Origin of the sequence: Streptomyces sp. NRRL S-646 (assembly GCF_000720765.1) — a bacterium.
Lineage (GTDB): Bacteria > Actinomycetota > Actinomycetes > Streptomycetales > Streptomycetaceae > Streptomyces.
Map to the genome: position 1 here is coordinate 169,469 of NZ_JODC01000014.1, position 23,013 is coordinate 192,481.

At 70.5% G+C, this 23,013-nt stretch carries 23 protein-coding genes; 21 read left to right on the forward strand and 2 right to left on the reverse strand.

The window, feature by feature from the left end:
* Nucleotides 1–16: 16 nt before the first annotated feature.
* The 3 genes from IH68_RS0134890 (at nucleotide 17) to ftsH (ending at nucleotide 6,264) form a co-directional block, all read left to right on the forward strand.
* Nucleotides 17–2,464 (forward strand): [protein-PII] uridylyltransferase, encoded by a 2,448-nt coding sequence (locus tag IH68_RS0134890; RefSeq protein WP_030943137.1) that lies wholly within the window; start codon nucleotides 17–19, stop codon nucleotides 2,462–2,464.
* Nucleotides 2,465–2,722: 258 nt separating this feature from the next.
* Nucleotides 2,723–4,276, forward strand: a complete 1,554-nt coding sequence (ffh, locus tag IH68_RS0134895) for a signal recognition particle protein (RefSeq protein WP_030943140.1) — start codon at nucleotides 2,723–2,725, stop codon at nucleotides 4,274–4,276.
* 50 nt (nucleotides 4,277–4,326) lie between these two features.
* Complete coding sequence (ftsH, locus tag IH68_RS0134900) at nucleotides 4,327–6,264, forward strand: ATP-dependent zinc metalloprotease FtsH (protein WP_030943142.1); 1,938 nt, start codon at nucleotides 4,327–4,329, stop codon at nucleotides 6,262–6,264.
* Between the two features lie 27 nt (nucleotides 6,265–6,291).
* Here the strand turns inward: ftsH and IH68_RS0134905 are convergent, their stop codons facing one another.
* Nucleotides 6,292–7,161: a class I SAM-dependent methyltransferase gene (locus IH68_RS0134905; RefSeq protein ID WP_078912751.1), complete on the reverse strand. Its 870-nt coding sequence runs from the start codon at nucleotides 7,159–7,161 to the stop codon at nucleotides 6,292–6,294.
* A 199-nt stretch (nucleotides 7,162–7,360) separates the two neighbouring features.
* Here IH68_RS0134905 and proS point away from each other — a divergent pair, with 199 nt between their 5' ends.
* The 18 genes from proS to IH68_RS0134995 all read left to right on the forward strand — a co-directional run bounded on the left by proS (nucleotide 7,361) and on the right by IH68_RS0134995 (nucleotide 22,149).
* Nucleotides 7,361–8,776 (forward strand): proline--tRNA ligase, encoded by a 1,416-nt coding sequence (gene proS, locus IH68_RS0134910; protein ID WP_030943148.1) that lies wholly within the window; start codon nucleotides 7,361–7,363, stop codon nucleotides 8,774–8,776.
* 260 nt (nucleotides 8,777–9,036) lie between these two features.
* Nucleotides 9,037–9,633 (forward strand): hypothetical protein, encoded by a 597-nt coding sequence (locus IH68_RS0134915; protein ID WP_030943152.1) that lies wholly within the window; start codon nucleotides 9,037–9,039, stop codon nucleotides 9,631–9,633.
* Nucleotides 9,634–10,011: 378 nt separating this feature from the next.
* The gene (gene rpsP, locus IH68_RS0134920; RefSeq protein WP_030943155.1) at nucleotides 10,012–10,431 is read left to right on the forward strand and encodes a 30S ribosomal protein S16; all 420 of its coding nucleotides are present in this window, start codon (nucleotides 10,012–10,014) and stop codon (nucleotides 10,429–10,431) included.
* 2 nt (nucleotides 10,432–10,433) lie between these two features.
* Nucleotides 10,434–10,673 carry an RNA-binding protein gene (locus tag IH68_RS0134925; protein WP_003973401.1) on the forward strand — a complete coding sequence of 80 codons (240 nt, stop codon included), beginning with the start codon at nucleotides 10,434–10,436 and terminating at the stop codon, nucleotides 10,671–10,673.
* 94 nt (nucleotides 10,674–10,767) lie between these two features.
* On the forward strand, nucleotides 10,768–11,310 hold the full coding sequence (gene rimM / locus IH68_RS0134930) for a ribosome maturation factor RimM (RefSeq protein ID WP_030943158.1): 543 nt from the start codon (nucleotides 10,768–10,770) through the stop codon (nucleotides 11,308–11,310).
* A 3-nt stretch (nucleotides 11,311–11,313) separates the two neighbouring features.
* Entirely contained in the window at nucleotides 11,314–12,147 is an 834-nt protein-coding gene (trmD, locus tag IH68_RS0134935; protein ID WP_030943160.1) for a tRNA (guanosine(37)-N1)-methyltransferase TrmD, read from the forward strand.
* Between the two features lie 134 nt (nucleotides 12,148–12,281).
* A complete protein-coding gene (gene rplS, locus IH68_RS0134940) occupies nucleotides 12,282–12,632 on the forward strand; it encodes a 50S ribosomal protein L19 (protein WP_030943163.1) in 351 nt (116 codons plus the stop codon).
* Between the two features lie 45 nt (nucleotides 12,633–12,677).
* Entirely contained in the window at nucleotides 12,678–13,373 is a 696-nt protein-coding gene (gene lepB, locus IH68_RS0134945; protein ID WP_030943166.1) for a signal peptidase I, read from the forward strand.
* Entirely contained in the window at nucleotides 13,366–14,478 is a 1,113-nt protein-coding gene (gene lepB, locus IH68_RS58455) for a signal peptidase I (RefSeq protein WP_030943169.1), read from the forward strand. The genes lepB (IH68_RS0134945) and lepB (IH68_RS58455) overlap by 8 nt, the downstream gene beginning before the upstream one ends.
* On the forward strand, nucleotides 14,366–15,373 hold the full coding sequence (gene lepB / locus IH68_RS0134955) for a signal peptidase I (RefSeq protein WP_159403770.1): 1,008 nt from the start codon (nucleotides 14,366–14,368) through the stop codon (nucleotides 15,371–15,373). Before lepB (IH68_RS58455) ends, lepB (IH68_RS0134955) begins: the two co-directional genes overlap by 113 nt.
* 91 nt (nucleotides 15,374–15,464) lie before the next feature.
* Nucleotides 15,465–16,241 (forward strand): signal peptidase I, encoded by a 777-nt coding sequence (gene lepB / locus IH68_RS0134960; RefSeq protein ID WP_030943178.1) that lies wholly within the window; start codon nucleotides 15,465–15,467, stop codon nucleotides 16,239–16,241.
* Nucleotides 16,231–16,764, forward strand: coding sequence for an NUDIX hydrolase (locus IH68_RS0134965; protein WP_030943180.1), 534 nt, complete (start codon nucleotides 16,231–16,233; stop codon nucleotides 16,762–16,764). The genes lepB (IH68_RS0134960) and IH68_RS0134965 overlap by 11 nt, the downstream gene beginning before the upstream one ends.
* Before the next feature lie 56 nt (nucleotides 16,765–16,820).
* The gene (locus tag IH68_RS0134970; protein ID WP_003965949.1) at nucleotides 16,821–17,129 is read left to right on the forward strand and encodes a DUF2469 domain-containing protein; all 309 of its coding nucleotides are present in this window, start codon (nucleotides 16,821–16,823) and stop codon (nucleotides 17,127–17,129) included.
* An 87-nt stretch (nucleotides 17,130–17,216) separates the two neighbouring features.
* Entirely contained in the window at nucleotides 17,217–17,621 is a 405-nt protein-coding gene (locus tag IH68_RS0134975) for a YraN family protein (RefSeq protein WP_030943182.1), read from the forward strand.
* Nucleotides 17,621–19,246 carry a YifB family Mg chelatase-like AAA ATPase gene (locus tag IH68_RS0134980; RefSeq protein ID WP_030943185.1) on the forward strand — a complete coding sequence of 542 codons (1,626 nt, stop codon included), beginning with the start codon at nucleotides 17,621–17,623 and terminating at the stop codon, nucleotides 19,244–19,246. Before IH68_RS0134975 ends, IH68_RS0134980 begins: the two co-directional genes overlap by 1 nt.
* Entirely contained in the window at nucleotides 19,243–20,403 is a 1,161-nt protein-coding gene (dprA, locus tag IH68_RS0134985; protein ID WP_030943189.1) for a DNA-processing protein DprA, read from the forward strand. Before IH68_RS0134980 ends, dprA begins: the two co-directional genes overlap by 4 nt.
* A 271-nt stretch (nucleotides 20,404–20,674) precedes the next feature.
* On the forward strand, nucleotides 20,675–21,517 hold the full coding sequence (gene whiG, locus IH68_RS0134990) for an RNA polymerase sigma factor WhiG (RefSeq protein ID WP_030943191.1): 843 nt from the start codon (nucleotides 20,675–20,677) through the stop codon (nucleotides 21,515–21,517).
* A gap of 74 nt (nucleotides 21,518–21,591) precedes the next feature.
* Entirely contained in the window at nucleotides 21,592–22,149 is a 558-nt protein-coding gene (locus IH68_RS0134995; RefSeq protein WP_030943194.1) for a TetR/AcrR family transcriptional regulator, read from the forward strand.
* 130 nt (nucleotides 22,150–22,279) lie between these two features.
* On the opposite strand, the gene IH68_RS0135000 is transcribed toward IH68_RS0134995, so the two are convergent.
* The gene (locus IH68_RS0135000; protein WP_030943197.1) at nucleotides 22,280–22,852 is read right to left on the reverse strand and encodes a M23 family metallopeptidase; all 573 of its coding nucleotides are present in this window, start codon (nucleotides 22,850–22,852) and stop codon (nucleotides 22,280–22,282) included.
* Nucleotides 22,853–23,013 lie beyond the last annotated feature (161 nt).

Below are 23,013 nucleotides of genomic sequence, written 5' to 3' on the forward strand. Positions count from 1 at the left end.
GGACAGGAGCTGCTGGGTGTCGAGCACGGACGTGCACAAGGAAGCGGAAGACTCGGGACCCAGCGGCTACGCGGCGGCCCGGCTGCACCTCCTCACCGAGGGGGCGCAGTCCGGGCCGCCGCGCCGTACAGCCCTGTCCGGGCTGACGGACGACTGGCTGACGGGCCTGTTCGCCGCGGGCGCCGAGGGACTGCGCGGGGTCTCCCTGGTCGCCGTCGGCGGCTACGGCCGCGGTGAGCTCTCCCCACGCAGCGACCTGGATCTGCTCCTCCTCCACGACGGCAGCGACACCACGGCGGTCGCCGCCCTGGCCGACCGCATCTGGTACCCCGTGTGGGACCTGGGCCTCGCCCTCGACCACTCGGTCCGCACCCCCGCCGAGGCCCGCAAGACGGCCGCAGAGGATCTGAAAGTTCAACTCGGTCTCCTGGACGCCCGCCACATCGCCGGTGACCTGGGCCTGACGGCCGGTCTGCGGACGGCCGTCCTCGCCGACTGGCGCAACCAGGCGCCGAAACGTCTCCCCGAACTCCAGGAGCTGTGCGCCGAGCGCGCCGAACGCCAGGGGGAGCTGCAGTACCTGCTGGAGCCGGACCTGAAGGAGGCCCGCGGCGGTCTGCGCGACGCCACCACCCTGCGCGCCGTCGCCGCCTCCTGGCTGGCCGACGCCCCGCGCGAGGGCCTCGACGACGCCCGGCGCCGGCTGCTCGACGTGCGCGACGCGCTGCACCTGACGACGGGGCGTGCGACCGACCGGCTCGCCCTGCAGGAGCAGGACCAGGTCGCCGCCGAGCTCGGCCTGCTCGACGCCGACACGCTGCTGCGGCAGGTGTACGAGGCGGCGCGGGTCATCTCGTACGCCAGTGATGTCACCTGGCGCGAAGTGGCGCGCGTGCTGCGGTCGCGCGCCGTGCGGCCGCGGCTGCGCGCCATGCTGGGCGGCGGAAAGCCCGTCCCCGAGCGCTCCCCGCTGGCCGAGGGCGTGGTCGAGCAGGACGGCGAGGTGGTGCTCGCCCGTGCCGCGCGCCCCGAGCGCGACCCCGTGCTGCCACTGCGCGCCGCGGCCGCCGCCGCGCAGGCCGGCCTCCCGCTCTCCCTGCACGCCGTCCGGCGCATGGCGGCGACCGTACGCCCCCTGCCGACGCCCTGGCCCGCCGAGGCCCGCGAACAGCTGGTCACCCTGCTCGGCTCCGGGCACCCCACCATCGACGTCTGGGAGGCGCTGGAGGCGGAGGGCCTGATCACACGGCTGCTTCCGGACTGGGAGCGGGTGCGCTGCCGCCCGCAGCGCAACGCCGTCCACATCTGGACCGTCGACCGGCACCTGATCGAGACCGCCGTACGCGCCTCCGAGTTCACCCGGCGCGTCCACCGGCCCGACCTGCTCCTGGTCGCCGCGCTGCTGCACGACATCGGCAAGGGCTGGCCCGGCGACCACTCGGTGGCCGGCGAGATCATCGCCAAGGACGTGGCCGCCCGTATCGGCTTCGACCGCGACGACGTGGCCGTGCTCTCCACCCTCGTACTCCACCACCTGCTGCTGGTCGAGACGGCCACCCGCCGCGACCTGGAGGACCCGGCCACCGTCCGCTCGGTCGCGGAGGCGGTCGGCTCGCAGTCCACCCTGGAGCTGCTGCACGCGCTGACCGAGGCGGACGCCCTGGCCACCGGGCCGGCCGCCTGGTCGTCCTGGCGCGCTTCGCTCGTCGCGGACCTGGTGAAGCGGGTTGCCGCCGTCCTCGCCGGGGACGTCCTCGACGAGCCCGAGGCCGCCGCGCCCACTGCCGAGCAGGAGCGGCTCGCCATCGAGGCGGTCGCCACCGGCAGCCCGGTGCTGTCCCTGCGCGCGCAGACCGAGCCGCCGACGGAGGAACAGCCGTCCGGCGACCCGGAGCCGCTCGGCGTCGAGCTTCTCATCGCCGTACCGGACCAGGAGGGCGTGCTGCCCGCGGTGGCCGGCGTCCTCGCCATGCACCGGCTGACGGTCCGTACCGCCGAATTGCGCACCCTGGACCTGCCGGACGGCGTCGAGGGCTCGGTCCTGCTGCTGAACTGGCGGGTCGCCGCCGAGTACGGTTCGCTGCCCCAGGCGGCCCGGCTGCGGGCGGATCTCGTACGGGCGCTGGACGGGTCCCTGGACATCGCCGGACGCCTCGCCGAACGTGACGCCGCCTATCCGCGCCGCCGCGGAGTCGTGGCGCCGCCACCCAGGGTGACGGTCGCCCCGGCCGCGTCCCGGCTGGCCACGGTGATCGAGGTGCGGGCGCAGGACGCCCCCGCCCTGCTGTTCCGGATCGGGCGGGCCCTGGAGGACGCGAGCGTACGGGTGCGCAGCGCGCACGTCTCCACGCTGGGCGCGAACGCCGTGGACGCCTTCTACGTGACCGGCCCCGAGGGTGCGCCCCTGCCGGGCGACGAGGCGGCTGCCGTGGCGCGCAAGCTGGAGGAGACCCTGCGCGGGTGATCGGGCCTGGGTGTCCCCGCGGCGCTGGAGGCTGTCCGGGTTCCTGGGCCGGAGGGTGCGCCCCTGCCGGGCGACGAGGCGTCCGCTGTAGGGCGCGAGCTGGGAGAGACCTTGTGTGGGTGATCCGGCCAGGTGGGCTCGTCGGTGCCTGGTGCCGTCCCCGGCCGCTGTATGTACCGGGCGGGGACGATTGCCTTGCGTGTCCGGATACCCTGGAAGACGCTCACACTGCCACCGACCCCGAGGACCGACGCCGCCGTGTTCGATACTCTCTCCGATCGCCTCTCAGCGACTTTCAAGAACCTGCGCGGCAAGGGACGGCTCTCCGAGGCGGACATCGACGCCACCGCGCGCGAGATCCGCATCGCGCTCCTCGAAGCGGACGTGGCGCTGCCCGTCGTGCGGACGTTCATCAAGAACGTCAAGGAGCGTGCCCTCGGCGCCGAGGTCTCCCGGGCGCTGAACCCCGCCCAGCAGGTCCTGAAGATCGTCAACGACGAGCTCGTCACCATCCTCGGCGGCGAGACCCGGCGGCTGCGCTTCGCCAAGCAGCCGCCCACCGTGATCATGCTCGCGGGTCTGCAGGGTGCCGGTAAGACGACCCTTGCGGGCAAGCTCGGCCACTGGCTGAAGGAGCAGGGCCACTCGCCGCTGCTGGTCGCCGCCGACCTCCAGCGCCCGAACGCCGTGAACCAGCTGAGCGTCGTCGCCGAGCGCGCGGGCGTGGCCGTCTTCGCACCCGAGCCGGGCAACGGCGTGGGCGACCCGGTCAAGGTCGCCAAGGACTCCATCGAGTTCGCGAAGGCCAAGGTCCACGACATCGTGATCGTGGACACCGCCGGCCGCCTGGGCATCGACCAGGACATGATGCAGCAGGCCGCGGACATCCGGGACGCGGTCAGCCCGGACGAGATCCTCTTCGTCGTCGACGCGATGATCGGTCAGGACGCGGTCAACACCGCCGAGGCCTTCCGTGACGGCGTCGGCTTCGACGGCGTGGTGCTCTCCAAGCTCGACGGTGACGCCCGCGGTGGTGCGGCCCTGTCGATCCGGCAGATCACCGGCAAGCCGATCATGTTCGCCTCGAACGGCGAGAAGCTCGACGACTTCGACGCCTTCCACCCGGACCGGATGGCTTCCCGCATCCTCGACATGGGTGACCTGCTCACCCTGATCGAGCAGGCGGAGAAGACGTTCAGCCAGGAAGAGGCCGAGAAGATGGCCTCCAAGCTGGCGTCCAAGAAGGGCCAGGACTTCACCCTGGACGACTTCCTGGCCCAGATGGAGCAGGTCCGGAAGATGGGCAGCATCAGCAAGCTGCTCGGCATGCTCCCGGGCATGGGCCAGATCAAGGACCAGATCAACAATCTGGACGAGCGGGACGTCGACCGCACGGCCGCCATCATCAAGTCGATGACCCCGGCCGAGCGCGCCGACGCCACGATCATCAACGGCTCGCGCCGCGCCCGTATCGCCAAGGGTTCCGGCGTCGAGGTCAGCGCGGTCAAGAACCTGGTCGAGCGGTTCTTCGAGGCCCGCAAGATGATGTCCCGCATGGCCCAGGGTGGCGGTATGCCGGGAATGCCCGGTATGCCGGGCATGGGCGGCGGCCCCGGCCGCTCCAAGAAGCAGCCGAAGAAGGCCAAGGGCAAGCAGCGCTCCGGCAACCCGATGAAGCGCAAGCAGCAGGAGCAGGAGGAGGCCGAACGCCGGGCCGCCGCCGCTCAGGGCGGGAACGCCTTCGGTGTGCCGGGTCAGCAGGCTCCGCAGGACTTCGAGCTGCCGGACGAGTTCAAGAAGTTCATGGGCTGAGTTCACCCTGTGCGCGTGCCAGGGGTGGGGTGTTGTCGTAACGTCCGCATATGACCAACCCCGCCCCGCCGCGCAAGTCGCCCGACCAGCCCTGGCGTACCGAGGGCACTCCCGAGGAGCCGCCCAGGCCGCCCGGTGGGCGGAAGATGCGCGGCGGCTGGTGGAGCCTGATCCTGACCGCGCTGGTCGTGTACCTGATCGCGAATCTGATCCTGTCGTTCTTCAACGAGGGCAACGAGCCGACGATTTCGTACACCGAGTTCAGCAAGCAGGTCGACGCGGGCAATGTCAGCAAGATCTACGCCAAGGGCAATGCGATCCAGGGCCAGCTCAAGAAGGGGCAGAAGAGCCCGCACGGCGGTGGCAAGTACACCAAGTTCAGCACCGAGCGGCCGACGTTCGCGAGCGACAAGATCTGGGACGACCTGACCAAGCACGACGTCACCGTCACGGCGGAACCGGTCGTCCAGCACCGCAGCTTTCTGGCCAATCTGCTGATCTCGCTGGCCCCGATGCTGCTGCTGATCGCGGTGTGGGTCTTCGTCGCGCGGCGGATGAGCGCGGGGCTGGGCGGTGCGGGCGGGATGCTCGGCCGCAAGGCGCCGCCCAAGCCGGTCGAACTGGAGCCAGGCGCCACGCGCACGACCTTCGAGGACGTGGCGGGCATCGACGAGGTCGAGGGCGAGCTCAACGATGTCGTCGACTTCCTGAAGAACCCGGATGCCTACCGCAGGATGGGCGCGAAGATGCCGCGGGGCGTGCTGCTCGCGGGCCCGCCCGGCACCGGAAAGACCCTCCTCGCACGTGCCGTCGCCGGTGAGGCGGGCGTGCCGTTCTTCTCGGCGTCGGCCTCCGAGTTCATCGAGATGATCGTCGGCGTCGGCGCCTCACGCGTGCGTGAGCTGTTCGCGGAGGCCCGCAAGGTGGCCCCGTCGATCATCTTCATCGACGAGATCGACACCATCGGGCGGGCCCGCGGCGGCGGCTCCGGCATGGGCGGCCACGACGAGCGCGAACAGACGCTGAACCAGATCCTCACCGAGATGGACGGCTTCTCCGGCTCGGAGGGCGTCATCGTCATCGCGGCCACCAACCGCGCCGACGTCCTGGACCCGGCCCTGACCCGCCCCGGCCGCTTCGACCGGGTGGTCATGGTCTCGCCCCCGGACCGCGGTGGCCGCGAGGCCATCCTGCAGATCCACACCCGCGAGATCCCGTTGTCGGAGGACGTCGACCTCGGCCAGGTCGCCCGTACGACCCCCGGCATGACCGGCGCCGAACTGGCCAACCTCGCCAACGAGGCGGCCCTGCTCGCCGTCAAGCGCAAACAGGAGCGGGTGACCCAGACCGACCTCTCCGAGGCCCTGGAAAAGGTCCAACTGGGCGCCGAACGGCCGCTGGTGATGCCCGAGGAGGAGCGCCGCCGCACCGCCTACCACGAGAGCGGCCACGCCCTGCTCGGCATGCTCCAGCCCGGCGCCGACCCCGTCCGCAAGATCACCATCGTCCCGCGCGGCCGGGCCCTCGGCGTCACGCTCTCCACACCGGAGTCCGACAAGTACGCGTACACCGAGGAGTACCTGCGCGGCCGCATCATCGGCGCGCTCGGCGGCATGGCGGCGGAACAGGTCGTCTACGGGGTCGTCACGACCGGCGCGGAGAACGACCTGGAGCAGGTCACCAACATCGCCCGCGGCATGGTCGCCCGCTGGGGCATGAGCGAGCGCGTCGGCCGCCTGTCCGCCCTCCCCGGCGACGCCCAGCAGGCGTACGGCCTGGCCGCCGCCCCGCAGACCCTCGACGTGATCGACGGCGAGATGCGCCGGATCGTCGACGAGTGCTACGAGGAGGCGTGCCGCAAGCTGAGCGACCACCGCGGCCAACTGGACGCCCTCGCCCAGGCCCTGCTGGAGCGGGAGACCCTGGAGGAGGCGGACGCGTACCGGATCGCAGGGATCACCCGGTTGGCGAAGGTCGACGGCGCCTGAGGTGTACGTGGTCCAGGCGTACGGGGCCTAGGGGGTACGGGCGATCAGGTACCGGAACACGTTCGGCATCCACACCGTGCCGTCCCGGCGCTGATACGGGTGCAGGGCCTCGGCCAGTTCCTTGTCGACCTGCGCCTGGTCCGTCGCCGAGATCGCCGCGTCGAACAGGCCCGTCGACAGCAGACCTCGTAGCGCGCTGTCCATGCCGGCGTACCCGAACGGGCAGGCGACCCGCCCTGAGCCGTCGGGCTTCAGACCCGCCCGCTGGGCGACCTCCTCGAGGTCGTCGCGAAGGGCGGGGCGCCAACTGCCCGGGCTGCGCAGCGGATCCGCCAGCCTGGTGGCCACCCGCAGCACGGACGACGTGGTGCAACGTTCCGGCGGACCCCAGCCGGCGAGCACCACGGGCGCCCCGTGCCCGGCGAGCGGTGTCGCTGCCTGCAGCAGCCCGCCGAGCCCCTCCGAGTCGCCCGCCAGACACCCGATCGGCTCGAAAGCCGTCACCAGGGTGAACGCGGGCGTCTCCGCGTCGCCCGCGGCCGTGATGTCCCCGGGCGAGCCGTCGACGACCCGGGTGCCTGCACGCGCGCGCGTGCCCCACCCGTCCGGGAGCAGCCGCTCCCGCGCGAGGGCCAGCCGTTCGGGGGAGGAGTGGTCGACACCGGTGACCGCCGCCGCGCCTCTTGAGGCCGCCATCAGAAGGGCCAGCCCGCTGCCGCAGCCGAGGCCCAACAACCGTGTGCCGGGGCCCACTTCCAGTCGCTCGTAGACGGCCTCGTAGAGCGGGACCAGCATCCGCTCCTGGATCTCGGACCAGTCACGCGCGCGTGCACACAGGTCCACACGGGGCGCCTGGCCCGTAGGGGACGGGTGCTGCCGCACGAGCGTAGGTGTCATGTAAAGCGCCCCAATCCGCCGAGAGTTGCCCCTGTACCCGATTCCATGGCCCCCGTGACGTGCGCTCGCACTCCCCCCGTATGCCAGATAACTCCGCACTCGACCGCTCGTCCAGGGGTAGTGGGGCCCGGCTTGTGGGTTGCATATGCGGGCGAAAAGAATTCACATCCCGGCAACGTGGGCCCCTACCATCGCGCCCATGGCAAAGGCTCCCGTTCTCACCCCGCGCGCGGACGACTTCCCGCGCTGGTACCAGGATCTGATCACCAAGGCCGAACTGGCCGACAACGGGCCGGTGCGCGGCACCATGGTGATCCGACCGTACGGGTACGGGCTGTGGGAGCGGATGCAGGCCGAGATGGACGCCCGGATCAAGGAGACGGGCACGCAGAACGCGTACTTCCCGCTGCTGATCCCGCAGTCGTACTTCGCCAGGGAGGCCGACCACGTCGAGGGCTTCGCGCCCGAACTGGCCGTGGTCACCCATGGCGGCGGCAAGGAACTGGAGGAGCCGGCGGTCGTCCGCCCCACCTCAGAGATGATCATCAACGACTACTTCTCGAAGTGGGTGCAGAGCTACCGCGACCTGCCCCTGAAGATCAACCAGTGGGCGAACGTGGTCCGTTGGGAGCTCAGGCCCCGTCTCTTCCTCCGTACGACCGAGTTCCTCTGGCAGGAGGGCCACACCGCGCACGCCACGTACGAGGAGGCGCGCGACTTCGCCGCGCACATCCAGCAGCACGTCTACGGGGACTTCATCGAGAACGTCCTCGCCGTGGACTTCGTCTCCGGCCGCAAGACGGCCAAGGAGCGCTTCGCCGGCGCAGTCAACACCCTCACGCTCGAAAGCATGATGGGCGACGGCAAGGCCCTCCAGATGGTCACCAGCCACGAGCTGGGCCAGAACTTCGCCAGGGCCTTCAACACCCGGTACCTGTCGAGGGAAGGCAAGCAGGAACTCGTCTGGCAGACCTCCTGGGGCTCCACCACGCGCATGATCGGCGCCCTGGTGATGACTCACGGAGATGACAACGGCCTCAGGGTCCCGCCGCGGCTGGCGCAGATCCAGGTCGTCGTCCTCGCGATCAAGGGCGAGGAGGCGGTTTTGGCCAAGGTCCGTGAGATCGGTGACCGCTTGAAGGCGGCAGGCCTCCGCGTCCACGTCGACGACCGCACCGACATCCCGTTCGGGCGCCGCGCCGTCGACTGGGAGCTGAAGGGCGTGCCCGTACGCATCGAGGTCGGGCCCCGTGACCTGGAAAGCGGCACGGCGATGGTGGCCCGGCGCATCCGCGGAGGCAAGGAGCCGATGCCGGTCGACTCCCTCGTACGGCTCCTGCCCGCGATCCTCGAGGAGGACCAGGCGCTCCTGCTCGCCCAGTCCCGCGAGCGCCGCGAGTCCCGTACGTCCGACGTGTCGACGATCGAGGAAGCCGTCGAGGCGGTCGGCGCCGGCGGCTGGGCGCGCATCCCCTGGGCGGACCTCGGCGAAGAAGGCGAGGCCAGACTGGCCGAGCACGCGGTGAGCGTACGGTGTCTGGTCGCTGCCAACGGGTCGGTGCCCGACGCCGAAGACGCGCCCGGTAACGTCGCGGTCGTCGCGCGCGCTTACTGATACAGGGCCGTCCGCCGCGAGAGCGACCGAAACGCCCCTTGCGCACCTGCGGATCACAACCGCACCGGCGCGTGGACATCGTCTACGCGCCGGGTCGTAGAGCGGGCTACGTACCGGCTTGGGACGAGCTGTGAGGTTTCTCCGCAGATCAGCGCACCCGCCCTCGTCGGGACGCATCAGCGGCAACTGACGGGTACGTGCAAATTATTTGGGATGGCCCGGAATAGGAACACATTCGAGCTCCCGCTCGTTGTCATTACGTGAGCACGACACAGACACCACCTGTTCTCGCCGCAGAGCTGGCAGAGGCGTGGGCCGACATTCAGCGGTACCACCCCGAGCTGCCGGACCTTGCCGCGCCAGAGTCCCTGATCGGAGAGTCGTCGTCCGCGTGCGGTCACGAGCTCTCCTTCGAGCGACTGCTCCATGAGGCAGTCCATGGCATCGCCGCCGCGCGCGGCGTGCGCGACACGTCCCGCGCCGGCCGGTACCACAACCGCAGATTCCTCGCGATCGCCGAGGAGCTGGGCCTGGACCACCCCGAGGAACCGCACCCCAGCAGCGGCTTCTCGCTGGTCACGCTCAACCCCGAGGCCAAGCGCCGCTACCGCCCGACCATCGAGCGGCTGCAGCGCGCCCTGAAGGCCCACACGGCAGCCACCTCCGCCGACACCCCGAAGAGCTTCCGCGGCCCGGCGGCCCGGCACGGCTCGTCCGGGGGCGGGGTGCGAGTGAAGGCGGTGTGCGACTGCGGCCGTAACGTACGGGTCGTTCCGTCGGTGCTGGCGCAGGCGCCGATCGTCTGCGGCGGCTGCGGAAAGCCGTTCCGGATCCCGGAGGTCGTGGGCGCGGCGTAGTCGCGGGCGCTCGAGTACCGGCATCTCGTGGCTGCCGGTATCAGCCGCCGCAGGGGGTGCCGCCGCCGTCATCCGCGTAGCTGTGGGCAGTCGTGCCGCTGGGGCGGCACGGGTGGGCGCAGCGGCACCTCGTCGCGCCGAGTTGCGCACCCGGCGTACCTCACCTCCGACGCCGGGTGCGCCTCAGGCATGCCCACCCCCACGCCCCGTAGGTCCAAAGCGACCCGCAGGGTATGGCACAATGGCTAGCTGTACTCGACAGCCGCACAGGAACCCTCTCGCCTCCGGCTGACGCGTCCATCGGGCACTCGGGTACCGCAACCCCACGCGGCAATCTCGCCGTGCCCAACCACGTCAAAACCAGGAGAACCCACTCCCGTGGCAGTCAAGATCAAGCTGAAGCGTCTGGGCAAGATCCGTTCGCCTCACTACCGCATCGTCGTCGCCGACTCCCGCACCCGTCGTGACGGCCGTGCGATCGAGGAGATCGGTCTGTACCACCCGGTGCAGAACCCCTCGCGCATCGAGGTCGACTCGGAGCGCGCGCAGTACTGGCTGGGTGTCGGCGCGCAGCCGACCGAGCCCGTTCTCGCCATCCTCAAGCTGACCGGCGACTGGCAGAAGTTCAAGGGCCTGCCGGCCCCGGCTCCGCTGCTCGTGGCCGAGCCGAAGGCTGCTCGCCCGGTGTTCGACGCCCTCGGTGGCGACGACGAGGGCAAGGGTGAGGCCATCACCCAGAAGAAGAAGACTGAGAAGAAGGACGAGGCTGCTGCCGAGTCCGCGTCGACCGAGGCCTGAGCATGCTCGAGGAGGCTCTCGAGCACCTCGTGAAGGGCATCGTCGACAACCCTGACGATGTGCAGGTCGCCTCGCGCAACCTGCGCCGTGGGCGCGTCCTCGAGGTGCGGGTCCACCCCGACGACCTCGGCAAGGTGATCGGCCGCAACGGCCGCACCGCGCGCGCTCTGCGTACCGTCGTGGGCGCCATCGGCGGCCGCGGTGTCCGCGTCGACCTCGTCGACGTGGACCACGTCCGCTGACGCCGAACGCAACACCGGCTCGGGCCGGGGAGGGCCACTGCGCCGTCCCCGGCCCGTAGTCGTTACCAGCCGTTACGACAGGAGATCCTGGGAAGTGCAGCTCGTAGTCGCACGGATCGGCCGTGCCCATGGCATCAAGGGCGAGGTCACCGTCGAGGTCCGTACCGACGAGCCCGAACTGCGGCTCGCACCCGGCGCCGTACTGGCCACCGATCCCGCCTCGGTGGGCCCGCTCACCATCGAGACGGGCCACGTCCACAGCGGCCGCCTGCTCCTGCGCTTCGAGGGCGTACGCGACCGCAACGCGGCCGAGGCGCTGCGCAACACCCTCCTGATCGCCGAGGTGGACCCGGAGGTGCTCCCCGAGGAGGAGGACGAGTACTACGACCACCAGCTGATGGACCTGGACGTGGTCACCAAGGACGGCGTCGAGGTCGGCCGTATCACCGAGATCTCGCACCTGCCCTCGCAGGACCTGTTCATCGTGGAGCGCCCGGACGGCAGCGAGGTCCTGATCCCCTTCGTCGAGGAGATCGTCACGGAGATCGACCTCGAGGAGCAGAGGGCGGTCATCGACCCGCCGCCCGGCCTGATCGACGACCAGGCAGAGATCGTCTCCACGCGGGAAGAGTCGTAAGAGATGCGCCTCGACGTCGTCACGATCTTTCCCGAGTACCTCGAACCCCTGAACGTCTCCCTCGTCGGCAAGGCACGCGCGCGTGGACAGCTGAACGTCCATGTGCACGACCTGCGCGCGTGGACGTACGACCGCCACAACACCGTCGACGACACCCCGTACGGCGGCGGCCCCGGCATGGTCATGAAGACCGACCCCTGGGGCGACGCCCTGGACTCCGCCCTCGCCGACGGCTACGAGACCGGCTCGCACGCGCCCGCGCTGATCGTCCCCACCCCTAGCGGCCGCCCCTTCACCCAGGAACTCGCCGTCGAGCTCTCCGAGCGTCCGTGGCTGATCTTCACGCCCGCGCGCTACGAGGGCATCGACCGCCGGGTGATCGACGAGTACGCCACCCGGATGCCGGTCCACGAGGTGTCCATCGGCGACTACGTCCTCGCCGGCGGCGAGGCGGCCGTCCTGGTGATCACGGAGGCCGTGGCCCGTCTGCTGCCCGGCGTCCTCGGCAACGCCGAGTCCCACCGCGACGACTCCTTCGCACCCGGCGCCATGGCCAACCTCCTGGAAGGTCCCGTCTACACCAAGCCCCCCGAGTGGCGCGGCCGAGGCATCCCCGACGTGCTGCTCAGCGGCCACCACGGCAAGATCGCCCGCTGGCGCCGCGACGAGGCACTCAGGCGTACGACGGCCAACCGGCCCGACCTGATCGAGCGTTGCGACCCCAAGGCCTTCGACAAGAAGGACCGGGAGATGCTCTCCATCCTGGGCTGGGCCCCGGACCCGGAGGGTGAGCCGTACGGCCGATTTTGGCGCAGGACGGACGGCGTGGAAGAATAGGCCGCTGTTGTGCGTCGTCCGGCGTGCGCCCCTGCCACAGGGGGACACGACGCCCGTCCCGACACGGACAGCATCCTTCTGGAACACCTAGCTCCCGTTGATGACCTGTGGCATCAGCGAAGAAAGCAGACGAAATGTCTCACCTTCTCGACACCGTCGACGCCGCGTCGCTGCGCAGCGACGTCCCGGCCTTCCGCCCGGGTGACACCGTCAACGTCCACGTCCGCGTCATCGAGGGCAACCGCTCCCGTGTGCAGCAGTTCAAGGGCGTTGTGATCCGCCGCCAGGGCGCCGGTGTCCGCGAGACCTTCACGGTCCGCAAGGTCTCCTTCTCCGTCGGCGTCGAGCGCACCTTCCCGGTGCACACCCCGATCGTCGAGAAGATCGAGCTCGTCACCCGCGGTGACGTGCGTCGCGCCAAGCTGTACTACCTGCGCGAGCTGCGCGGTAAGGCCGCGAAGATCAAGGAGAAGCGCGACAACTGAGCTCGCGCAGGCGTTCACATCGGAGCCGGATAGCATCTGGCTCCGATGGACACCGAAGCACAGCAGACGGAGCGCGACCGCTCCTCCCGCCCTGAACCAGTGGCTGCGGAGGGCCGGTCGCGTTTCGCGTTGGTGTCGAGGATCACCGACTGGCTGCCCGGCGGCTGGATCGCTCCGATCCTGCTGGTCTGCCTGGTGTTTTTGCTGCTCCTGAACGCTTTCGTGGTCCAGCCGTTCCAGATTCCCAGCGGATCCATGGAAAACGGATTGAGGATCGGCGACCGCGTTCTCGTAAATAAGTTGGCGTACCGTTTCGGTGGCGGGCCGCGGCGCGGCGATGTCGTCGTGTTCGACGGCACGGGCTACTTCGGGAACGCCGACTACATCAAACGCGTCGTGGGTGTCGGGGGAGACCACGTGGTCTGCTGTGACAAGGAGGGGAGGATCAGGGTGAACGGCCGGTCGGTCGACGAGTCGACATTCCTCCACCCTGGTGACAGCCCGTCCACGGTGACCTTCACCGTTGTCGTGCCCGACGGCACCCTCTTCGTCCTCGGCGACCACCGCAGCGACTCCAGCGACTCCCGCGACCACCTGGGCTCGCCCGGCGGCGGCATGATCCCCGTGTCGGACGTCATCGGGCGGGCCGACTGGATCGTCTGGCCCGCCGCCCACTGGACCCGCCTGCAGCGTCCCGGCGCCTACGCGCGCGTGCCCGCCGCGGACGGTGCGCATGGGTAACCGTGGCAAACCGCGCGGTGCCGCGAGCGGCCCGGCCGAGGCGCTGCTGCCCACCGGCTCCCGCCGCGCCTCCGGCCCGGCCCCCGGGGGCGGCGGCCGCACCCGCGCCGAGCGGCGCAAGCTGCAGCGCAAGGTCAAACGAAAGCGCAGGCGCAGCGCGGTCAAGGAGATACCTCTCCTCGTCGGTGTGGCGGTCCTCATAGCCCTGGTCCTGAAGACCTTCCTCGTCCAGGCGTTCGTGATCCCGTCCGGCTCCATGGAGCAGACGATCCGGATCGGCGACCGTGTCCTGGTCGACAAGTTCACCCCGTGGTTCGGCTCCAAGCCCAAGCGCGGGGATGTCGTCGTCTTCAAGGACCCGGGCGGCTGGCTCGCCGGCGAGCAGACCACGACCAAGAAGAGCGACCCCGTCGTCGTCAAGCAGGTCAAGGAGGGGCTCACCTTCATCGGCCTGCTGCCGTCCGACAACGAGAAGGACCTCATCAAACGGGTCATCGGCGTCGGCGGCGACCACGTCAAGTGCTGCGACACGCAGGGGCGGGTGACCGTCAACGGCGTTCCGCTGACCGAGGGCGACTATCTGTATCCCGGAAACGCCCCCTCCACACAGGAGTTCGACATCACCGTCCCCAAGGGGCGGTTGTGGGTGATGGGCGATCACCGGGGCGACTCCGCGGACTCCCGCGCCCACCAGAACACGCCCTACGGCGGCACCGTCTCCGAGGACTCCGTGGTGGGACGGGCGATGGTCATCGCCTGGCCCTTCGGGCACTGGACTTCCTTGAAAGAACCTAAAACTTTCTCCTCCGTTTCCAACTCCGTGTCGGGGACGACCGCGTCCCCGCAGCTGTCGCATAGGGTTGCTCCTGACTATTTCAACGGAACGGTCCAGCTCCCGAGCCCTGCGGAACTCCCGCTCGTTATGGGAGTGGTGGGCCTGCACCGCGTCTGGGGCAGGCAGCGGCACAGAGTAAGGAGTTGGCGTGGGGGATGTGGCGGTTGGCGCACGGTCCGGACACGACGGCGAGGAGCACCGCGGACAGCCCGTCCAAGGGGTTTCCGCAGCCGTCCCGGCCGCGGACAGCGCCGTGACCTCCGGGAGTGACTCCGGGGCGACCGACGACGGTACGGCGCCCGGCGAGCGGAACCGGACCGAGGAACAGGGGTCGGGCGGGACACCTCCCAAGGCCAAGAAGCAACGCTCCTTCTGGAAGGAGCTGCCCATCCTGATCGGTATCGCGCTCGTGCTGGCGCTGCTGATCAAGACATTCCTGGTGCAGGCGTTCTCGATCCCTTCGGACTCGATGCAGAACACTCTCCAGCAGGGCGACCGGGTTCTGGTCGACAAGCTCACCCCCTGGTTCGGCTCGAAGCCGGAGCGCGGCGAGGTCGTCGTCTTCCACGACCCGGACAACTGGCTGGCGGGCGAGCCCACGGCCAACCCGAACCCGCTGCAGAAGGCCCTCAGCTGGATCGGCCTGATGCCGTCCGCCGAGGAGAAGGACCTCATCAAGCGCGTCATCGGCGTAGGCGGCGACACCGTCTCCTGCAAGGGCTCCGGCCCGCTCAGGGTCAACGGCAAGGTGCTCAACGACGCGTCGTTCGTGTACGCGGGCAACACCCCGTGCAGCGTCGACGACCAGGGCGGCCAGTTCACGGTGAAGGTCCCCAAGGGCTACATCTGGGTCATGGGCGACCACCGTCAGAACTCGCGCGACTCGCGCTACAACCAGAGCGACAAGCACAACGGCATGGTCCCGGTGAGCAAGGTCGTCGGACGCGCCATCGTCATCGCCTGGCCCATCACCCGCTGGGACACCCTCCCGATCCCGGACACCTTCGACCAGCCGGGTCTGAATGACCAGTCCTCGGCGTCCGCGGCCCTGACGGCGGCGCCGAACGCGCTCGCCCTGACCGGGGTGGTGCCGGTGGCGCTGTGGCGTCGTAGGCGGACGGCGGCGGCCGAGACCCGTGAAGCGAGCTCGGATTACTCCGCCTGACCGTGCCTTGGTGAAGCCCTGGTGCAGCTGTGACCTCGGTCGGCCGTGAGGGGCTGACCGCGTCAGGTACCGCCGGGTAGGGTGCGGACCCATGGGTGGCGAGAGCACTACGCGTACGGCCCCGCGCAGCGGCGGCAAGAGCACGAGCCCGGTGGGCAGCAGGACCGGACAGCGACTGTCCGGAATCGCTGTCGCGCTGGGCATTGTGCTGTTCCTCGGAGGATTCGCCTGGGGAGCGGTGGTCTACCGGCCGTACACCGTGCCGACCACCTCGATGACGCCGACGATCGACGCCGGCGACCGGGTCCTGGCTCAGCGCGTCGACGGCAGTGAGATCCGTCGCGGCGATGTCGTCGTCTTCAACGACAAGTCCTGGGTGACCAACGCGTCCGTGGTCAAGCGCGTGGTCGCGGTCGGCGGTGACACGGTCTCCTGCTGCACGAACGGCAAGCTGACCGTCAACGGCAAGCAGATCGACGAGGGCTATCTCAAGGGCAGCGTCGTCGAGGACAAGAACATCCCGACCGTGAAGGTCCCCCAGGGCCGCCTGTTCCTGCTCGGTGACGAGCGCCAGGGGTCGCTGGACTCCTCCGCCCACCTCAGTGACGCCGCCCAGGGCACCGTCGCCCGCTCCGCCGTGACAGCTCGTGTCGATGCCGTCGTCTGGCCCATGAAGGGCATGCTGGAACGTCCCACCGGCTTCGAGACCCTCGGTGTGCTCTCCCAGCCGGGCCCGCTGCGGATCATCGTCACGCTGATCGTGGCCGGAGCGGTCCTCGTCCTCGGGGGCGGCGCGTACGGCCCCATCGCCAAGCGGATGGGCGGGCGCCGCACCCGTGCGCGGACGGAGCCCGTGGGTGCCCGCTGAGGCTGCGGGCGGGTACGAGGACTCGTACCGGGGCGGGCTGCGCAAGGTGGCCCGGGTGGTTCTGCTCGACCCCGAGGACCGCATCCTTCTCCTGCACGGCCATGAGCCGGACGATCCGGCCGACGACTGGTGGTTCACGCCGGGCGGCGGGCTGGAGGGCGACGAGAGCCGTGAGGAAGCCGCGCTCAGGGAACTCGCCGAGGAGACCGGCATCACCGATGTCGAACTCGGCCCGGTGCTGTGGCGGCGGATGTGCTCCTTCCTGTTCGCGGGCCGCCGCTGGGACCAAGACGAGTGGTACTACCTGGCCCGTACGACGGATACGTCCAGGGTGGTGCCCGAGGCCACAGGCCTCACCGAACTGGAGCGGCGCAGCGTCGCCGGAGCACGCTGGTGGACGTGTCGGGAACTTGCCCGGGCGCATGAGACCGTGTATCCGACCAGACTCGCCGAGCTGCTGAGCAGGCTGCTCGACGAAGGTCCCCCGGCCGGGCCCGTGCCCCTTGACCCCGAAATCGTCTAGGGGCTCACGGGACTGGCGCACAATGGTGGGATCGCACGGCTGAAGGGGAAGCTGCCATGAGCGCCGAGGACCTCGAGAAGTACGAGACCGAGATGGAGCTGAAGCTCTACCGGGAGTACCGCGATGTCGTCGGTCTGTTCAAATACGTGATCGAGACCGAGCGGCGCTTCTACCTGACCAACGACTACGAGATGCAGGTGCATTCGGTCCAGGGCGAGGTGTTCTTCGAGGTGTCGATGGCGGACGCCTGGGTCTGGGACATGTACCGGCCGGCTCGGTTCGTGAAGCAGGTGCGGGTACTCACGTTCAAGGACGTGAACATCGAGGAGCTGAACAAGAGCGATCTTGAGCTGCCGGGTGGCTGACGGCCACGGTAGGTCACTCGTGCGGGTGAGGAGTTTGTCCACAACTGCTGAGTAGTTCACCAAGATCCACTTGGTCGGAGCGGATGCGTGACGGTTGGCGCCGGAGGTGGTGCCGACATGAGTACACGCAACGCACAACGCAGTGCCATGGGCAGGTACGGGGAGGATCTGGCCGCGCGGCGGCTGGTGGACGCCGGTATGACGGTCCTGGAGCGCAACTGGCGCTCCGGCAGGACGGGTGAGATCGACATCGTGGCCCGGGACGGGGACGTCCTGGTGGTCTGCGAGGTGAAGACCCGCAGGGCGGGCACCTTCCAGCACCCGATGGCAGCGGTCACGCCGACCAAGGCGCAACGCCTGCGCGGTCTGGCAGAACGCTGGGCGCAGGCACACGGCGGGGCCCCGCCGGGCGGCGTCCGTATCGACCTGGTGGGCATCCTGCTCCCCGACCGGGGCGCACCCGTGGTGGAACACGCGCGGGGGGTGGCCTGATGGGATTCGCGCGTACGTGCTCGGTGGCGCTCGTCGGCGTCGAGGGTGTGGTGGTCGAGGTCCAGGCGGATCTGGAGCCGGGGGTGGCGGCGTTCACGCTGGTGGGACTGCCGGACAAGAGCCTGAGCGAGAGCCGGGACCGGGTGCGGGCTGCGGTCGTCAACTCGGACGCCGAGTGGCCGCAGAAGAAGCTGACAGTGGGACTGAGCCCGGCATCCGTGCCGAAGGGCGGAAGCGGCTTCGATCTGGCCGTCGCCTGCGCCGTCCTCGGCGCCTGCGAGCGGATCGACCCGCGGGTGCTCGCCGACATCGTGATGATCGGGGAGCTGGGTCTGGACGGCCGGGTCCGGCCCGTGCGGGGCATCCTGCCGGCGGTGCTGGCCGCGGCGGACGCCGGCTACGAGCAGGTGGTCGTGCCCGAGTGCGCGGCCGCCGAGGCCTCGCTGGTGCCCGGCGTCTCCGTCCTGGGTGTGCGCAGCCTGCGCCAGCTGATCGCCGTCCTGGCGGACGAGCCCGTGCCCGAGGAGGAACCGGACGAGCGGGGCCGTCCGGATCCGCTGCTCGCCGGTCTGAGGGTGCCCGGCACGGGCGCGGCCACGGGGATGCACAGCCTGGGCGCCGCACAGCACGACCAGGGCCATGACCTCGCCGATGTGGTGGGTCAGATCTCGGCGCGGACGGCGGTCGAAGTCGCCGCGGCGGGAGGCCATCACCTGTTCCTGGAGGGCCCGCCCGGGGCCGGGAAGACGATGCTCGCGGAGCGGCTTCCCGCGATCCTCCCGCTGCTCAGCAGGCAGGAGTCGCTGGAGGTCACGGCGGTCCACTCGGTGGCAGGCCTGCTGCCCCCGGGCAAACCCCTGATCGATGTCGCTCCGTACTGCGCCCCGCACCATTCGGCCACCATGCAGGCGCTCGTGGGCGGCGGCCCGGGCGTCGCACGGCCCGGCGCCGTCTCGCTCTCCCATCGGGGAGTCCTCTTCCTCGACGAGACGCCCGAGTTCAGCAGCCACGCCCTCGACGCGCTGCGGCAGCCCCTGGAGGCCGGGCACGTGGTGATCGCGCGCAGCGCGGGCGTCGTGCGGTTCCCGGCGAAATTCCTCATGGTGCTCGCGGCGAACCCCTGTCCCTGCGGCCGTTTCTCGCAGGCGGACGACTTCTGCGAGTGCCCGCCCTCGGCGATCCGCCGCTACCAGGCACGGCTGTCCGGCCCGCTGCTCGACCGGGTCGACCTGCGCGTCGAGGTCGACCGGGTCACCCGCGCCCAGCTGACCCAGCGCGGTGCCGGGGGCGAGTCCACCATGATCGTCGCCGACCGGGTGCGGGCGGCCAGGGAGCGGGCGGCGGCACGGCTCGTGGGCACGCCGTGGCGGACCAACAGCGAAGTCCCCGGGCGGGAGCTGCGCAGCCGCTGGCACGCCGCGACCGGCGCGATGGACGAGGCGGAACGGAACCTGGAACGGGGCGTGCTGACCGCCCGCGGGCTCGACCGCGTGCTGCGTGTCGCCTGGACCGTCGCGGACCTCGTGGGACACGACCGGCCCGACGCGACGGACGTCGCCCTGGCGCTGCAACTGCGTACCGGTGTGCCGCGCGGCGTGCCCATGGCCATCGGGGCGCTGACATGAGCCTCGGTGACGAACCGGCCGGCGAGCTGCTCGCGCGTGTCTTCCTCAGCCGTGTTCTCGAACCGGGGGACGAGGTCGGCGGGCGGTGGCTGCGGGAGCTCGGGGCGGTGGAAGTGGCGCGACGGCTGCGCGACGGCGGGCCGCAGCTCGTCGGGATCACCGACAAGCGGTGGGCCGGGCTGCTGGACCGGGCCGAGCAGGCCGAGCCCGAGCGGGATCTCGCCGTCGCCCAGGAGGCCGGGATGCGCTTCGTGGCGCCCGGGGACGGCGAATGGCCCGGGCAGCTCGACGACCTCGGGGACGCACGTCCGGTGGGGCTGTGGGTGCGGGGGCGGCCCAGTCTGCGGATGTGGGCGCTCAGATCGGTCGCCGTCGTCGGGGCGCGAGCGTGCACCGAGTACGGGGCGCACATGGCGGCCACGTTCGGCGCCGGGCTCGCCGAGCACGGGTGGGTGGTGGTGTCCGGCGGGGCCTACGGTGTCGACGGGGCCGCCCACAGGGGCGCCCTCGGCGCCGGCGGTGCCACCGTCGCGGTCCTGGCCTGTGGGGTCGACCGGGCCTACCCGCCGGGACACACCGAGTTGCTCGGCAGGATCGCGGAACAGGGACTGGTGATCGGGGAGTTGCCGCCCGGCGATCACCCGACGCCGAGCAGATTCATCGTCCGCAACCGGGTGATCGCCGCCCTGACCAGGGGCACCGTGGTCGTGGAGGCCGCCCATCGCAGCGGCTCGCTGGTCACGGCACGGGCGGCGCAGCGGCTGGGCCGCCACACGATGGGGGTGCCCGGGCCGGCCACCAGCGGCCTCTCCGCGGGAGTGCACGAGCTCCTGCGGGGCGACGCCGTGCTCGTCACCGACGCCGCGGAAGTCGTCGAGCTGGTCGGCGACATGGGCGAGCTGGCCCCGGACCGGCGCGGACCCGTGCTGCCCCGCGATCTGCTGGAGCCCGGCGCGCGCCGCGTCCTGGCCGCACTTCCCGGCCGCGGGGCGGCGCCGCCCGGTGACATCGCGCGGGGTGCGCAGACCACGCAGGACGACGCGATCGCGAGACTGTACGAACTCCGATCACTCGGTTACGTCGAACGACACGGCGACGGCTGGAAGTTGACACGCCAGGCGATGATCTCCGTCCGCGGGGGTCGCAGTCCGTGCTGACCGAGCGTGTTCGGCCGTCCGGGGGAAGCCTGACACCTGTGGAAATACCCGCAGTTGGCGTTCCCCGGCGGTCACGCACAGCAAACGCTGTGACTCGGTGGGGCGTCCTGCGGAACGTATCTGCGCACCCGATCCGCGCCGACCTTCGCGCACCGCGACACTTCAGTCACGCTACGCTCACGAGGATTCCGGCGCAGACCGGCATCTCGACATCAGACCGACAGCTCACCCAGGCAGCCCCACTTCACGGCAGAACGGCACAAGGCGACGAATGCCCCAGCACACCTCCGGGTCCGACCGGGCGGCGATCCCCCCAGCCGCCCGCGACGGTGGCAGCGTGCGGCCGCCCGCTCCCTCGACGCTCGACGAGCTGTGGCGGTCGTACAAGGAGACGGGGGACGAGCGGCTGCGGGAGCAGCTGATCCTGCACTACTCGCCGCTGGTGAAGTACGTGGCGGGACGGGTGAGCGTCGGTCTGCCGCCCAACGTGGAACAGGCCGACTTCGTCTCCTCCGGGGTCTTCGGGCTCATCGACGCGATCGAGAAGTTCGACATCGACCGGGAGATCAAGTTCGAGACGTACGCGATCACCCGGATCCGTGGCGCGATGATCGACGAGCTCAGGGCACTGGACTGGATTCCGCGATCGGTGCGGCAGAAGGCGCGGAACGTGGAGCGGGCGTACGCGACGCTGGAGGCGCGACTGAGGCGGACGCCGTCGGAAGGGGAGGTGGCCTCCGAGATGGGCATCGCCGTGGACGAACTCCACGCGGTGTTCAGCCAGTTGTCGCTGGCCAACGTGGTGGCCCTGGAAGAGCTGCTGCACGTGGGGGGCGAGGGCGGGGACGGGCTCAGCGTGATGGACACGCTGGAGGACACCGCCGCCGACAACCCCGTGGAGGTGGCCGAGGACCGGGAGCTCAGACGGTTCCTGGCCCGGGCGATCAACACCCTGCCCGAGCGGGAGAAGACCGTGGTCACGCTGTACTACTACGAGGGGCTCACGCTCGCCGAGATCGGGAACGTGCTCGGCGTGACCGAGAGCCGGGTGAGTCAGATCCACACCAAGTCGGTGCTGCAGCTGCGGGCGAAGCTGGCGAGCTTCGGACGCTGAGCGGCCCGACTCACTCCCGTCGATGGTGGTCCGTCCGTAAAGTGGTTGACGTGCCAAGGATTCGAGCGGCCTCCGTGGCCGAACACCGGTCGATGCAGCGAGCCGCCCTGCTGGACGCTGCCCGGTCTCTGCTGTCCGAGGGTGGGACGGAGGCGCTGACGTTCCCGGCCCTCGCCGAGCGGACGGGGCTCGCGCGGTCGTCCGTGTACGAGTACTTCCGCTCCCGGGCGGCCGTGGTCGAGGAACTGTGCGAGGTCGACTTCCCGGTGTGGGCCGCCGACGTCTCGGCGGCGATGGAGCGGGCGGGGTCGGCCGAGGGCAAGGTCGAGGCGTATGTGCGGCAGCAGCTGGTGCTGGTCGGGGACCGACGGCATCGGGCTGTCGTGGCGATTTCCGCGAGTGAGCTGGATGCGGGGGCTCGGGAGAAGATCCGGGCTGCGCATGGGGGGCTGGTCGCGATGATCGTCGAGGCGCTGGGGGAGATGGGGCATTCTTCGCCTCGGTTGGCTGCGATGTTGGTGCAGGGGGTTGTGGACGCGGCTGTGCGGCGGATCGAGCTGGGGGCGGCGGAGGAGCCGGCGGCGATCACTGAGGCTGCGGTGGCGATGGCTTTGCGGGGGGTTCGAGGCTGACGGCGGCGGGGCTGCCGTCGGGGCGTGTCTCCGGCCCGCGCCGGCGGGGTGCCGCCTGCGCCCACCCGTGCCGCCCCAGGCGGCACGAATGCCCGCAGGCTACGGCGACACGCGCAGGCTCCGACGCGGCTCAAGAGGGCAGCGGTACGCCCAGGACCGGCAGCAGCCTTGATGGGCCCCTCTGCAGCAGCCACGGTGGTAGCAGGGAGAGTGGGTCCAAGTAGGTTTCGCCCCTCAGCAAGCCCCAGTGGATGCACGTGACCGTGCAGTGAGCGCCTGTCGGTTCCAGCGTCCCCACCACCTCGCCCGGCGTCACCTCGTCCCCCTTCTGCACGGACGCGTTCACGGGTTCGTATGTCGTTCGCAGGTCCGTGTCCGTCAGCTGTACGGAGACCACGCCGCGGCCCGCCACCCGGCCCGCGAAGGACACGCGGCCGGCTGCCACCGCTCTCACCGGCGTTCCGGCCTGGGCTGCCAGGTCCACGCCCCGGTGGCCGCGGCCGTAGACCGTCGCCGGGGGTTCCCAGCCTCGTAGGACGGTGGGTTGTGTGCCCACGGGCCAGGCGCGCCCGACGGCGGGGACCGGTGGGGCCGGTGCCTGTGGTGGTGGCGGGTCGTCCGCCCATGCCCAGGGGGTCAGGGCGGTCAACACCAGTCCCAGCAGTGCCGCCCACGTCATCTGCGCGTATCGCCTCGCTCGCATGCGAGAACCCTCCCGCGGCGCCGCCGATCATGGCCGGGATCTGTGGACTACTCCCCGGTTGTGGACAGCGGCGTCACCCGGTGCCTCGCGGGTCCCGTACACTTCTTCTGGCGATCCGGGTCACCGGGTCGACTTCGCACGCCCCGACATCTGGTCATCAA